General features: G+C 35.2%; 13 protein-coding genes. 6 read left to right on the top strand and 7 right to left on the bottom strand.

Features of this window, described 5'->3' with window-relative positions; translation table 11 throughout:
- Positions 1-93: 93 nt before the first annotated feature.
- The 4 genes from MW688_RS15045 to MW688_RS15030 all read right to left on the bottom strand — a co-directional run bounded on the left by MW688_RS15045 (position 94) and on the right by MW688_RS15030 (position 3,826).
- The gene (locus MW688_RS15045) at positions 94-1,140 is read right to left on the bottom strand and encodes an ATP-grasp domain-containing protein (protein WP_486736829.1); all 1,047 of its coding nucleotides are present in this window, start codon (positions 1,138-1,140) and stop codon (positions 94-96) included.
- Between the two features lie 24 nt (positions 1,141-1,164).
- Complete coding sequence (locus tag MW688_RS15040; protein ID WP_486736828.1) at positions 1,165-2,157, bottom strand: DMT family transporter; 993 nt, start codon at positions 2,155-2,157, stop codon at positions 1,165-1,167.
- 63 nt (positions 2,158-2,220) lie between these two features.
- Entirely contained in the window at positions 2,221-3,021 is an 801-nt protein-coding gene (locus tag MW688_RS15035) for a cysteine dioxygenase (RefSeq protein WP_486736827.1), read from the bottom strand.
- A 295-nt stretch (positions 3,022-3,316) separates the two neighbouring features.
- Complete coding sequence (locus MW688_RS15030; protein ID WP_486736826.1) at positions 3,317-3,826, bottom strand: GNAT family N-acetyltransferase; 510 nt, start codon at positions 3,824-3,826, stop codon at positions 3,317-3,319.
- A 122-nt stretch (positions 3,827-3,948) separates the two neighbouring features.
- On the opposite strand from MW688_RS15030, the gene MW688_RS15025 reads away from it, so the two are divergent.
- Complete coding sequence (locus MW688_RS15025) at positions 3,949-5,436, top strand: UDP-N-acetylmuramoyl-L-alanyl-D-glutamate--2,6-diaminopimelate ligase (RefSeq protein ID WP_486736825.1); 1,488 nt, start codon at positions 3,949-3,951, stop codon at positions 5,434-5,436.
- 132 nt (positions 5,437-5,568) lie between these two features.
- Positions 5,569-6,192, top strand: a complete 624-nt coding sequence (locus tag MW688_RS15020; protein WP_486736824.1) for a histidine phosphatase family protein — start codon at positions 5,569-5,571, stop codon at positions 6,190-6,192.
- A 263-nt stretch (positions 6,193-6,455) separates the two neighbouring features.
- On the opposite strand, the gene MW688_RS15015 is transcribed toward MW688_RS15020, so the two are convergent.
- Entirely contained in the window at positions 6,456-8,258 is a 1,803-nt protein-coding gene (locus MW688_RS15015) for an ABC transporter ATP-binding protein (protein ID WP_486736823.1), read from the bottom strand.
- Positions 8,259-8,434: 176 nt separating this feature from the next.
- Between MW688_RS15015 and MW688_RS15010 the strand changes: the two genes are divergently transcribed.
- The gene (locus tag MW688_RS15010; protein WP_486736822.1) at positions 8,435-8,932 is read left to right on the top strand and encodes a DUF427 domain-containing protein; all 498 of its coding nucleotides are present in this window, start codon (positions 8,435-8,437) and stop codon (positions 8,930-8,932) included.
- 2 nt (positions 8,933-8,934) lie between these two features.
- Here the strand turns inward: MW688_RS15010 and MW688_RS15005 are convergent, their stop codons facing one another.
- Positions 8,935-9,240 carry a CpeR family transcriptional regulator gene (locus MW688_RS15005; protein ID WP_486736821.1) on the bottom strand — a complete coding sequence of 102 codons (306 nt, stop codon included), beginning with the start codon at positions 9,238-9,240 and terminating at the stop codon, positions 8,935-8,937.
- 86 nt (positions 9,241-9,326) lie between these two features.
- Here MW688_RS15005 and MW688_RS15000 point away from each other — a divergent pair, with 86 nt between their 5' ends.
- Both MW688_RS15000 and MW688_RS14995 read left to right on the top strand, forming a co-directional pair.
- Positions 9,327-9,710, top strand: coding sequence for a (2Fe-2S) ferredoxin domain-containing protein (locus tag MW688_RS15000; RefSeq protein WP_486736820.1), 384 nt, complete (start codon positions 9,327-9,329; stop codon positions 9,708-9,710).
- A gap of 18 nt (positions 9,711-9,728) precedes the next feature.
- Entirely contained in the window at positions 9,729-10,376 is a 648-nt protein-coding gene (locus MW688_RS14995; protein WP_486736819.1) for a response regulator transcription factor, read from the top strand.
- Between the two features lie 61 nt (positions 10,377-10,437).
- On the opposite strand, the gene MW688_RS14990 is transcribed toward MW688_RS14995, so the two are convergent.
- Positions 10,438-11,499: an ABC transporter ATP-binding protein gene (locus tag MW688_RS14990; protein WP_486736818.1), complete on the bottom strand. Its 1,062-nt coding sequence runs from the start codon at positions 11,497-11,499 to the stop codon at positions 10,438-10,440.
- A 352-nt stretch (positions 11,500-11,851) separates the two neighbouring features.
- Here MW688_RS14990 and MW688_RS14985 point away from each other — a divergent pair.
- The coding region (locus tag MW688_RS14985; protein ID WP_486736817.1) for a hypothetical protein at positions 11,852-12,034 on the top strand (183 nt) is incomplete at its 3' end.

Genomic DNA, 12,034 nt, shown 5'->3' with positions numbered 1-12,034 from the left:
TTACTCATTACTCATAATTCATCCACAACCAGTAACATTAGGTAAAGATGCAAGATCTGAGTAAAATCTGAAACCTCCTCCTCAAAAAATATTCTAAGCAGTTAATAAATTTTGAGGACCTCTAGCAAAATTAACCAGCCAGTCAGTAAATTTTGCCATAATTGGTTGACCTGTCAATTGTTCTAAACGGGCAAAACCGCCAATATTTCCCACATTAATCTCACTAATCACCCAATTTCCTTGGTCATCTTGTAAAAAGTCATAGCCTAGGGTATGTAGTCCAAGTTTTTGATAATGAACTACGGTTTTGGCGATCGCCTCTTTTTCTATCTCGCTAATATCTGCGAGAAAACATTCCCCATCACCACTAACATTGTTAATCCAATGACCACTTTTTGAGCGACGAATATAAGCGCCATATATTTCTCCATCTACTACTACAATTCTTTTGTCTCCTTGAGAGACTCTATGAAGATAACGAACTAACTGAAGTGGTTGATGAGTTTTCCCCATAGTATAAGTAATTACCTGGGCAAAATCATTAAACTCTCTTTCTCCTAAAAGCAGATTATCAACTACAAATGACTGACCTTGATAGCGAATTTTAAAAATTCCTCTACCACCACAGCTATTAACTTGTTTAGCGACAATAGTTCCATGTTTATCCAAAAAATTTAGGGCTTGTTGCCAATCATCAGTAACTATGGTTTCAGGCAAATAATCACCAGCAACTTTCACCAGAAAATCTGCTTGTATTTGTTCTATCTTATTGCTAGGACTATTGATAAAGTTAGTATATTTTTCCCATTGGCATAGTTTCTGTAAATATCCCTCAGGAAAAGGTTTCAGGGTGCGACAAAAAACCACATCAAAGCTATCAATAGTATCGTATTGACTAGCTGCCTGGTATTTTAACTCTAAAAATCTTTCATAGGGTAAACTACCAGAAATAGGAGTAACTTTAACTTGATTTTCCCCTGTAGAAGATGTATTCAGAACATCGTCACTAAAGAGGTGGAAAAAATCAATCCGAGTATCCATAGCCACTTGTTCATAAAACCGTGGTACATCCATATAGGGATTTTTATACAAGTCGGGATTACAAATTGCTAAAAATTTTACTTTTTGATTTAGTAGCATAATTAGTACCTATTAATCAATTAATTAAGAAGCAGAAACGGTAGATTCCATTTGAACATTTTTCTCTAACTCTGTCTCTTTTTTCGGAGACTTAGATTTACCTAAGCTAGAAATAAAAACACCAACAATAATGACAGCAAAAGCGCTAATTTGAATACTAGAAGGTCTTTCTCCATTAAGAACTAAAGCATATAACACCCCAAATACAGGAGATAAAACCGTTAAACGACCAACTGTTTGAGAATCCAATTTATTAAGAGCGGCGTACCATAAAAACTGTCCAAGGACAATTAAAATGAGGGCATATATCATCATAATTATCCAAAGTTGACCAGAAAAAACATCACTAAAATGACTTGGTCCAAACATCACAGTAGCGATAATCATAAAAACAATTGAAGAGATAAAATTACGGCTAAAAACAACTACCCTAAGACTGCACTCTTTCCCTAAAACTAGCTTACCTAATAAAGCAGTAGTAGCATAGACAAGAGCAGAAGCAATTATCAACAAATCTCCTTTATTGATTTGATACATATTAGTTTTTAAAACAATTGCTAAAACCCCCACAATAATTAAACCAAAACCAAACCATTGAAAACGGTTAATATGTTTTTTCAAAATAATACTGCCAGCTAAAGCAAAAAAAACTGGACCTAATCTTCCTAACAATACAGAGTTTGTTACAGTGGTAAATTCCAAGCCGGTAAAAATTAAAGCCGAGAGTAAAGCTGCTAAACAACCGTTAATAAATAGACCAACAATTGTTTTAGTTTTTAAAGCTTTTAAGTCAGTGTATATATTGTTAAATCCAAACCAAGTAGCCACAGTAAGAGCAGCACACAAGTTACCGACAAACAAAACGTTACAAAAGGAAATAGGAGTTTCAACACCACCACTAAGTTTAGTACCATTAACTACTAAAAAAGCAATTAAAGAAGGTCTCAGGGCAGCTAAAGCTCTTGAAGCAACTAGTGAAATTTTGGGATTTATCTTATTTAAAAATGATTCATTCATGTTTGGATTTTTCCAGTTTCAAATTATCAAGCCTAAACTCTCGGATTTAATAATTAACTTAGTTCAACCAATGGTTTCACATTTGGGATAATTGAAAAAATCCTCTGACATTTCTTTTATTGCCTGTATCTTATTTTTGAGTAATTCTGCTTTTAATTGTAATTCATAAAAAGCAAAATTAGAATCTTGTAACATGCTATTAATACGATTCAACATTTGTTGGTGATGTCGTAAATTAGTATTTAAATCTCCTTGCAATCCATAACAGCGCCCGTTAATTTGACTTTCAGGAAGACAAAAGAAAACCCCTCCATCAGTATACTTAATACTACCTTCCCATAAATCAAATATTCGTGCATTGCTAGTTATTTCTCCCGCTCGATTATCACACCCATAAACATGAAGACTAGGAAAATAGTTATCAGTAGGATTTCCCATTTGATGAATTAAATCATGGTTAACTTTTACTACTTGGTTTGGCATAAACCAGGCTTCTTGTTTCGTTTTGAGAAAATTATTGGTAAATTCATAACTAATGTGTTGGGCTTTGCCAAAGGATTGAACTGCACCCCATTGAGTAAAGCCATGATCGTGAATGGCACTAAAATCTCCTGGTAACCAAGACATAACCATAATCTCAAAATTACCCCCATCATATACTAGTTTGCGTCCATAACTATCCGTGATTGGATGATCGTAAGTTAACCATGGAGAAAGTTCTAATGGGTTTATTTTTGCCTTGATAATTAATTGCTGTACTAATTCAGACGTTAAATTTTGATAGGATGACAAGGATTTTATTAAGTATTGAATACTAGGGGGTAAATCATTTACTTCTGAGTTATTAGATTTTTTAGTAGACATTGGTGACATAAAATTTTCCTCTTGCTTATATCCTTATGTTTTATTAAAAAATAGTTTCCTTAGAAAGATATCAGTAAAAGCTGAGAAAAATCTTATTTTTTTACTTATTTTTCACATTTTATACTATAAACATAGTATATACGTATAATTACTGATAAATTTTTAAGACAATGCTTGGAATCGGGAAAAAGTGTGACGAATGAATATAATTTACCGATAAATACCAAGAAAGCCAGATAAATTAGTACAAAAGTATTAATAATTTGCTCTAATTTAGAAAGAATTGTTAAATAAGCTATGGGGAATAGCAGGGAATATCTGGGTAAACTAGTTGCATAATGATCATATCTTGCCATTTCCCCTGACTAAACCCAATTTCTTTTTGAATTCCTACGATAGAAAAGCCAAAGTTTTGATGAAATTGAATACTTTTTTGATTACAAGCTAGAATTTTAGCAACTACGTGATGATAACTAAAGTTTCTGACTTGTTTTAATAATTGAGTATATAAAATCTTACCGTAGCCTTTGCCTGTTTCTAGAGGAGAAAGATAAATGGATGTTTCACAAGAACTTCGATAACCCCAACGGGGACTATAATGCTTTATGCTTCCCCATCCAATCACTTGTTCATTTTTTTCAGCAACTAAAATTGTTTCTCGATGGTCAAATTTATTGACTATCGACTTCATATCTTTAACAGAATAGGGATAAGCATCAAGAGTACTCTCCCCAGTAGCAATGTGTTGATTATAAATATCAGCGATCGCTACTAAGTCTTGATCAGCAAAGTTTCTTACTTGCATGGGGTAACAAGTTTTAAATTTTAGCCCTATTATATAGCAATGATTAACCTTTGTACCTCAGGAGACTAAAAAACGCTATATTAAGATAACTAAACATAAAAAAGCCCACAATTTTTTCCCTAATGAAACTGAGTGATTTATTAACCTCCATGGCTGAGATTGACTCTTTGGCTGAGGGTATTAACCTAGATGTAGAGGTAAAAGGAATATCTACTAATTCCCAAACTTGTCAATTAGGAGACTTGTTTATAGGAATGCCTGGAACAAAAGTAGATGGTGGAGAATTTTGGCAATCAGCTTTCAATCAAGGGGCGATCGCCGCTGTAATTACTCCTGAAGCTGCGGCTAAATATCCTCCTACTTCCCAAGATTGTGTAATTGTTAGTTCCTCTATTATCAACGATTGTGCCCGAATCGCCGCAGCTTTCTATGGCTACCCCACCCGTAAGTTAAAATTAATCGGGGTAACTGGTACTAATGGTAAAACTACAACTACTCACCTAATTGAATTTTTCCTCAATCAAGCCCAAATACCTACAGCTTTATGGGGGACTCTCTACACTCGCTGGCCTGGTTTTCAGGAAACGGCTTTATATACCACTCCTTTCGCCGTAGACTTACAAAGTAAATTGGCTAAGGCTGTAGAAGCAGGAAATCAATGGGGGGTAATGGAGGTCAGTTCTCACGCTTTAGACCAAGGTAGAGTCAAAGAGTGCGGTTTTGCTGTAGCAGTTTTTACTAATTTAACTCAAGACCACCTGGATTATCATCAGGATATGGAGTCCTATTTCCAAGCAAAATCTCTACTATTTACTCCCTCCTATCTCCAGGGAAGGGCAATTATTAATCAAGATGATCCCTACGGAAAACTTTTAATTAATACCTTACCACGGGAACAAGTATGGTCTTACAGTATTAGTGATGCCACTGCTGATTTATGGACAAGTAATTTACAATATCATCCCAACGGCGTTGAGGGGATTCTACATACTCCCCTTGGAGAAGCAGCTTTTTCCTCTCCTTTGGTAGGACAGTTTAATTTAGCTAACCTTCTGGCTGCTGTAGGAAGTAGTTTAGCAGTAGGTCTAGAATTAAAGCAAATCTGCCAATTTTTACCCACTTTTGGCGGAGTACCTGGAAGAATGGAAAGAGTAGTTTTAAATGCTTCCCAAAAAATAACTGTAATTGTTGATTATGCCCATACTCCAGATAGTTTAGAAAATTTACTCAAAGCCTCTAGACCATTTATCAGTGGTGAAATGATTTGTGTTTTTGGTTGTGGAGGAGATCGCGATCGCACTAAACGTCCCTTGATGGGTAAAATTGCCGCAGAATTAGCAGATAGTGTAATTGTCACATCTGATAACCCAAGAACCGAAGCAAAAGAAGCAATAATAGAAGATATCCTAGCAGGAATACCTAAGGAGGTAAATCCTAGAGTAATAAGCGATCGCGCTTTAGCGATTCAAACGGCAATACAAACAGCTAAACCAGGGGATGGAGTATTAATCGCGGGAAAAGGTCATGAAGATTATCAAATTTTAGGAACCAAAAAGATTCATTTTGATGATCGCGAAGAGGCAAGAAAAGCTTTAACTAGTTTATTGTAACCACTTGTCAAGAGATAAATCAAAGTGCTATATTGTAACTAATCCCTACACCCTAACTCCTACCCTATCTTTTGGGTGGGTTTTCTTATGAGTTAAGCTAATTTTCTCTTGAAGGTAATCGATTCAAAGTAAATGAGCAGAAGATTTTATTTAAGATTCCTGATAACTTACATAATACTAATAAGCTCCAAAATTGCTTGGTCATTACCAAAGCAAACGGTAGATCGTCGATTAGAAGCCGAGGAAGCTTGGTCAATACTAAAGCAATCTCAAGACTCATTATTATCAGTGATTCTGTTCAGACACGCACTAGCCCCAGGTTACAGCGATCCTCCCTCTTTTGAACTTGATGACTGTTCAACCCAACGCAATCTTTCAGAAGAAGGAAGACAACAAGCTAGATTTATTGGTGAAGAATTAAGAAAGCAAGCAATCCCGATTACTAGAGTTTTGTCTAGCCAGTGGTGTCGCTGTCTAGAAACAGCAGAATTAATGAATGTAGGGGAAGTTGAGCCTTATTCACCCCTTAATTCCTTCTTTACTACTCCACAAAAAGCTGAAACTCAAACTAATCAATTGCGTGAGTTTCTTCTCTCAAATCAAGAGGAAACTGGTGTTATGGTTATGGTTTCCCATCAAGTTAATATTTATGCCCTTACAGAAATATCTCCCGGATCTGGAGAAGCAGTTATTTTACAAGTAAATAGAGATTTAGGAAAAATAGATATATTGGGGCGATTTTTAATCAAGCCATAAACTGAGATCTTCGCATCTTTACCTAATGTTACTAGTGGTGGATGATATCATGTCCGCTTATATACTTACAATTAAAACAGCAGGGAGCACCGGAGCACGGGAGCAGGGAGAAAGAGAGTTTTTAAGTATTTGCATCAATATCCTAAATGATAACTAATTAAACGGACTTGATATGAATAATGAGTCCAGTAGGGTGCGTTAACGAAGTGTAACGCACCATTACTATTTTGTATTCAAAAGCTGATCTGTTTAATTATTTTATGTTAAAAGCTTTGATGACTATGAAGAGTATAGTATAAACCTTGTTTAGCTAATAACTCTTCATGACTACCTACCTCAATGATTCGGCCACCATCGAGGACCACAATTTTATCAGCTTCTCGAATAGTACTTAAACGGTGAGCAATAATCAAGGTAGTCCGAGTACCTAAGATTGAACGCATTGCTAGTTGAATCTGTCTTTCTGACTCATAATCTAAACTGGAGGTAGCTTCATCAAAAATTAGTAAATCAGGATTGACAATCAAAGCCCTAGCTATGCCTAATCTTTGTTTTTGTCCTCCTGATAGTCTAACACCTCTTTCTCCCACAACTGTTTGGTAACCTTCAGGTAAATCTTCAATCACTTCCTCTACTCTAGCTATTTGGCAGGCTTGTTTTACTGCATCAAAACTAATTTCTGGATTTCCATAAGTAAGATTTTCTAAAAGAGTACCATTAAAAACATCTACCTCTTGGTGTACAATCGCCAATCTACTCCGATAACCAGTAATATCTAGGGTACGAATATCTACACCATCCATCAGGATTTTACCCTGTGTTGGTTCAAAATAACGAAATAGTAACTTAATTAAGGTTGATTTTCCTGAACCTGAACGTCCTACTAAGGCTACCGTTTGACGTGGTTCCACCAACAAATCAATATTATTTAAAACTAAACGGTTTTTTTCATAGCCAAAACTTACATGACTGAACTCTAACTTCCCTGTAAACTGATAATTGACTTCTGCACCTGGTTGTACTACTAAATTACCAGCATCACTACCTACAGGAAGATTCATAAATTCATGAAAACGAATTATCGAAGAGTAACGCCGGGCAAAGGTTTCAGCTAGTACAGCAATTGGTTCTAATTCTGTATACCCCATTAGGCAGATAGTAAAGGTTGTCACAAAGTGTCCTAAGGAAATTTTACCCTGTACTGTAGGAATGAGAATAGATAAAAATATCAGAAAAATACAGATTTGCACCATACTTTTCTCCCAGGCAGATAGACGTACATAACTTAGATGAATCTTATTAACTACCATGAAATATTCTCTGGCTAAACGTTCTCTTTGGCGTCGTAACTCTCTAGACTCAGCAGCGAAGGCTTTTACTGTCTTAATATTAGAGATAATCTCTGAGGTGCGACTTTCTGTATTTTCCATGTGATGGTCAAGTACTTTTTCTCTTTTGATAATCTTGTGTAAGTTAGTAAAGCTAAAGTAAAGAATGAACAAAAATGAAATTAAAAAGCCAAAAGCTATCTGGGGTCGAATTACTACAATAATCAGAAAAATTGCCGCAATCCTAATCATTTTGGGGATAAATTGTCCCGCTATTTCTGGATAAGTCCAAGTATGGTTAGATAACCCTTTAGTTACTCTTGCGGCAATTCTCCCTGGGTTATTTTCTTCATAAAAACCTAGGGGGAGAGTTAAAACTTTCCCTATTGCCAATTCTGAAAAATCTTTCCTCGTATCTAAAGCTACTTTCCAATGAAACCAGGAGCTTAACCAAGGTTGAACTGGTCCTTTTAGTACACTAATTATTAGTACTATGGTCAATAATACCCCTAAATTAGCTATTTTCAGATTTTCTTCTGGTAATAGGCTGTTTAATTTTACCCCCAAGTTACTGATAATTGGGTCAACCTTTTCATCGCTAAGAACATTAATAATTTGTCCAATTACATAAAAAGTTCCTAAGTCAATTATTTCAAAAAAACTTGTTGCTATAATGCTCAAAATAGCAATTGACCGATGTCTACTATAATATTTAAGTATATCTAAAAAAGAAGCCATAATTTTAAGATTTATGTGAGTGAATATAGTTGTGAGTAGTTGATTTTAAAAAAACAAATAAATTACAAAAATGCCAACACTTTCTTACAAATAGTTTAACGCGAATTAGGTGACTACGACTTGAATTTTCAAAGATAAGATATAATTGAAAAAATAAAAATCACAACTAATTAATCATGTTTCCAGCCAAACCAATTAAACCAGGACCAGGACAAGAATCTGTGTGGGATTATCCTCGTCCGCCTCGTTTAGAACTCTCTAATAAAAAACTAGAAATAATTTGTGGAGGAGAGAAAATTGCTGATACCCAAAAAGGTTATAGAGTTTTAGAAACTAGTCATCCACCAGTTTATTATTTTCCTCCAGAAGATGTACAAATGCAGTATTTAAACCCCACTACTGGTTCATCCTTTTGTGAGTGGAAAGGTAATGCAAAATATTACAGCCTAAAAATAGGGGAAAAAGAAATAGCCAACTGTGCTTGGTGTTATCCTAATCCTACTCCATCTTTTGAACCAATAAAAAACTATATTGCCTTTTATCCTAGCTTAATGGATGAATGTTATGTAGATGGTGAACTAGTAACTTCTCAAGCGGGTGATTTTTATGGAGGTTGGATTACTAAAGATATTGTGGGACCCTTCAAAGGGGGACCAGGTACCTGGGGATGGTAAAATTAACCCCGTTCATCGAATCTAGTGTAAAAACCGCCATTTTTAAGCCAGTATTGTCTCAAGTCATTGTTAGGTGTATTTAAACTAGCTTTAGCGCGATAAAGCAACACTTGACGATGACTACCAATCCAAACTTTTTTAATAGGTTCAACAGTAATTAAAGTGCCACCAAGGCTTTTAAGACAATCTTCAAACCTTTCTACAGTAGTATATTCTAAAGTTTCTAAAATAAAAAAGTTACCAGAACAAATTAAATGGCGACTACGAATCCAAGCTTGCATTTTTCTTCTAGCAGTTGGGGGTAGCATAGTATATAGATAATATCAAATAACAGCTATGATTCTAGCCTATTTTCTAGGTAAAATAAGTAGTAATTTGTTGCAAGGGCGGAAAGATGAACCAAGATTTAACTAAGCTACAAGAAATAGCCGAAACGCTATCGATAAATAAAATAGAACGTCACGTTTTTCTTTGTGCTGACCAAAGCCAACCTAAATGTTGCGATCGCGAATCGAGTTTAGGAGCTTGGGATTACCTAAAAAACCGTTTAAAAGTGTTAGAATTAGATACATTAACAGCCGAGCGATCTACTTGCATTTTCCGTACTAAAGTCCATTGTTTAAGAATATGTCAATCTGGACCAATTATGTTAGTTTATCCAGATGGAGTCTGGTATCATAGCGCCACTCCAGAAGTTATAGAAAGGATTATTCAAGAACATCTAATCGGTAATCAAATAGTTGAAGAATATGTTGTCACTAAAGCGCCATTACTATAAATAAAATAGGGGTAGAAGATGAAAGACAATAAAAACAAAGAAGTAAAAAAATTATTGCTGGTGGATGATGACCCTAATTTGGTTCTATTAGTTAAGGACTATTTAGAATATAGAGGTTATCAAGTTATAACCGCAGGAAACGGTAAAGAAGCTCTTGATATTCTTAATGAAGAACTACCTGACATGATTATTTGTGATGTGATGATGCCCGAATTAGATGGATATCATTTTGTGAAAGCCGTCCGAGAAAATAAGGCTGTTAGTTTTATTCCCATAATGTTACTTTCTGCTAAAGGTCAGACTAAAGATAGAATTGAAGGGTTAGAATACGGGGCAGATGTTTATATGAATAAGCCCTTTGAACCAGAAGAGTTAGTAGCACAAGTTAAAGCGACTCTCAAAAGTTCAGAACGTCGTTCTACTGATGATAGTGGCCCTCTAATTGGTGAGCATATTATTGAGATGGATAGAGATGTTAACTTAACTACTACAGAAAGCAAAGTTATTCGTCTAGTAGCTCAAGGCATGAATAATCAAAAAATAGCAGATCATCTCAAAGTAAGTAAACGTACTATCGAGAGTCACGTTTCCAATATGCTCACTAAAACTAATTTACACAATCGCACAGAATTAGCTCGCTGGGCAATGGAAAATAGATTAACTTAAAAAAAGTAAAAAACTAAAAAGGTAAGTAGTTAGTAATTCAAGAGAAAAAGTATTATCTCAATTAAACTCGCTTACCTGTTTCTCCATCAAACCAATGTAAAGAAGTAGAAGCAATACCTAGGCTAATACTTTCATCTACTTGAGGATGTTCACCGGAAACCAAAGCCCGTATATTCTTTTGACAATTGGGCAACTCAACAGTAACCAGATTTTCTCTCCCAAGATTCTCAATCAAGGTTACACGCCCCTTAAAAGTAATTTCCTCACTGTCTGAAGCTAAATATAAATCTTCAGGACGAATTCCTAAAACAATATTATTCGCTTCAGAAACGGATTTAGGAAGAGAAATATTTAAATTACCCAGTTTAGCAGTATTATTTTCACATCGCAGACTCATTAAATTCATTTGAGGACTACCCACAAAACCTGCCACAAACTCATTAGCAGGATGAGTATAAATTCTCTGGGGAGGGTCTAATTGCTGTACCATGCCATCATAAAGTACAGCGACCTTGGTTGAGAGGGTCATCGCTTCAGTTTGGTCGTGGGTGACATAAACTACTGGTTTATTTTGACTGTTAAATAATTGTTTTAATTCAGCCCGTACTTGTTCTCGCAAAAGGGCATCTAAGTTACTCAAAGGTTCATCAAGTAAAAATACCGCAGGTTCTCTAACTAAAGCCCTAGCTAAGGCTACTCTCTGTCTTTGGCCTCCCGATAATTGAGCGGGTTTACGTTCTAATAAATTATCTAAGTTGAGAGTTGCTGCTGCTTTTTGCACTCTAGAATTGATTTCTTCCTTGGCAATTTTACGCAACTTGAGTGCTGTTGCAATATTTTCTCCCACAGATAAATGAGGATACAAGGCATAACTTTGGAAGACCATAGCAATGTTTCTTTCCCCTGGGGGAACTTGATTAACGTTTTGATCCCCAATAATTACTTGACCATTTGTGGGTTGTTCTAAACCAGCAATTAATCTGAGTAGAGTTGATTTGCCACAGCCTGATGGTCCTAGAAGGGTTAAAAATTCTCCTGGTTCTACAGATAAACTAATGTCTTTTACAGGGATGATTTTTTTGGTATATTGCTTTTGCAAATTTTCTAGCTTTAGTTTAGCCATAGTAATATTTGCTCTTTAATTTTTTAACCATTATATCGATAATGTGGTAGGCTAGTTATAATAATATTTTTTCACTGTTTAATTTTCTAATCGAGCCTTTAACTAAGAAACTGTTAAGGGCTAAATACAGTTGAAAAATATCTACTCATTACTGCTTAAACTTGCTCATTTAATTAGCTAAATAGCCATAATGAATAAGTTTTAGTTGGTTGACAATTAGGGACAAGGGGATAATTGAGACATAATTACTGTGTTTTCCCCCTTGATGATAAGTCGTTTAGTGCGCTACAAGAGAAAGTCTCGACAACTATTGTTTAGCAATGATATAATATTAATACTTAAGTGGTTGTTTATGATGGTGAAAAAAAAATCTAATACCCTAAGTTATGTCAAAGCATTGCCAACACCAATAAACGAGTTAAATGCTTTGGGCTTTACTAGTTTTGAGATGTTTTTAACAGCTTATAAACCTATTTATACCGCAGCAGTTTGTGAAACAGTAAATCATTTAATAAATTGTCTAGGTTATTATTGT

It is taken from the genome of Johannesbaptistia floridana (assembly GCF_057440575.1).
Note: the sequence above shows the minus strand (reverse complement) of the source record. Positions and strands in the feature narration are given on the sequence as shown.

Coding starts and splice junctions, on each gene's coding strand:
- MW688_RS15045 (WP_486736829.1), bottom strand. CDS start 1,140: ATGCTACTAAATCAAAAAGTAAAATTTTTAGCAATTTGTAATCCCGAC.
- MW688_RS15040 (WP_486736828.1), bottom strand. CDS start 2,157: ATGAATGAATCATTTTTAAATAAGATAAATCCCAAAATTTCACTAGTT.
- MW688_RS15035 (WP_486736827.1), bottom strand. CDS start 3,021: ATGTCTACTAAAAAATCTAATAACTCAGAAGTAAATGATTTACCCCCT.
- MW688_RS15030 (WP_486736826.1), bottom strand. CDS start 3,826: ATGCAAGTAAGAAACTTTGCTGATCAAGACTTAGTAGCGATCGCTGAT.
- MW688_RS15025 (WP_486736825.1), top strand. CDS start 3,949: ATGAAACTGAGTGATTTATTAACCTCCATGGCTGAGATTGACTCTTTG.
- MW688_RS15020 (WP_486736824.1), top strand. CDS start 5,569: ATGAGCAGAAGATTTTATTTAAGATTCCTGATAACTTACATAATACTA.
- MW688_RS15015 (WP_486736823.1), bottom strand. CDS start 8,258: ATGGCTTCTTTTTTAGATATACTTAAATATTATAGTAGACATCGGTCA.
- MW688_RS15010 (WP_486736822.1), top strand. CDS start 8,435: ATGTTTCCAGCCAAACCAATTAAACCAGGACCAGGACAAGAATCTGTG.
- MW688_RS15005 (WP_486736821.1), bottom strand. CDS start 9,240: ATGCTACCCCCAACTGCTAGAAGAAAAATGCAAGCTTGGATTCGTAGT.
- MW688_RS15000 (WP_486736820.1), top strand. CDS start 9,327: ATGAACCAAGATTTAACTAAGCTACAAGAAATAGCCGAAACGCTATCG.
- MW688_RS14995 (WP_486736819.1), top strand. CDS start 9,729: ATGAAAGACAATAAAAACAAAGAAGTAAAAAAATTATTGCTGGTGGAT.
- MW688_RS14990 (WP_486736818.1), bottom strand. CDS start 11,499: ATGGCTAAACTAAAGCTAGAAAATTTGCAAAAGCAATATACCAAAAAA.